We start from the raw sequence: 1,287 nt of genomic DNA on the forward strand, positions 1-1,287 counted from the left end.
GGTCCATTGTTGGTATCCAGCGACACCACTTTATCGTCGCCTTCGAACGTGTCGTTACCTAAGACCTTGATGATGGTTGGCGTGTCTTCCACAACCGTCGCTTTGTCTGCCACAATGTCCGCTACAGGCGCAACTGTGAAGTTTACGGTTTGGCTAATGCTTTCACCGCTTGGATCAGTAGCAGTAAACGTTAGGGTTTCTGAGCCGTTCCAGTCTGCTGTTGGTGAAATGGTCGCGATGCCATTTTCAATCGAAACCAACACGTTGCTATTGCCAGACACTGAGAAGTTCAGCGCGGAGTCGCTATCTTTAAATGCGTCGTTTAAATCAATCGTGTAGGTCGCAAAGTCTTCCGATAACTCTTGATCTGCAATGGCATTTTCAACAGTCGGTGCATCGTTAACACGATTCACAATCAAACTATCACTGTCGTTAGCTGTTGGATTAACACCATCCGATACTGACGCGCTAATAGTTAGGTCTTTAAGGTTGAGTTCATCGTTGTTAACTGCGTCAACACCCGCTTGAGTCAACTTGACTTCATTGCCAACCAACACGAAGTAGCCGTTTGAGTTGTTTTCTAAAGAAACGGTTAATTGGTCTTCAGGCGTGTCAGTATCGCGAACCGTTAAGGTTGCGACTACCGTATCAGTGCTCACTGCATCTTCAGTGATGCTCTCTACTGCATCAACCTTGATGGTTGGCGCATCGTTCACTGGATTTACTGTAACAGTTACTTTCGCTTCGTCGGTCAATTGACCGTCCGTTACGGTGTAGGTGATTTCAGCCTGGCCATTGAAGTTTTCTGCCGGAGTGAAAACAAGTTTGCCATTCACCACTTCAACCGTACCCTGCTCTTTAGGAACAGAGGCTGATTCAATACTCAGCTTATCGCCATCCACGTCGGTGTCGTTAGTCAGTACATCAATGGTAACTGCGGTGTCTTCTTGTATAGATGTGGTGTCATCAACGGCAACAGGACTGTCATTTACAGGCGTAACCGTAACAGTCACTTTCGCTTCGTCCGTCAAATCGCCATCAGTTACGATATAAGTGATGGTTGCTTCACCGTTGAAGTTCTCAGCTGGCGTGAACACCAGTTTGCCGTCGACAATGCCAACTGAGCCTTGCTCTGAAGGAACTGATGCTGATTGAATACTGAGTACGTCACCTTCAACATCACTATCATTGACTAAAACATCAATCGTAACAGCGGTGTCTTCTTCTGTCGTAATTACATCATTTTCTGCGTTTGGCGCATCATTGATAGGAAGAATATCGAGATTT

1 protein-coding gene is annotated in these 1,287 nt (G+C 46.1%); it reads right to left on the bottom strand.

Features of this window, described 5'->3' with window-relative positions:
• Window positions 1-1,287 (bottom strand): Ig-like domain-containing protein (locus R8269_RS24740; RefSeq protein ID WP_318222846.1); only part of this gene is annotated, 1,287 nt, incomplete at both ends.

This window comes from Vibrio sp. Vb0667, assembly GCF_033391095.1.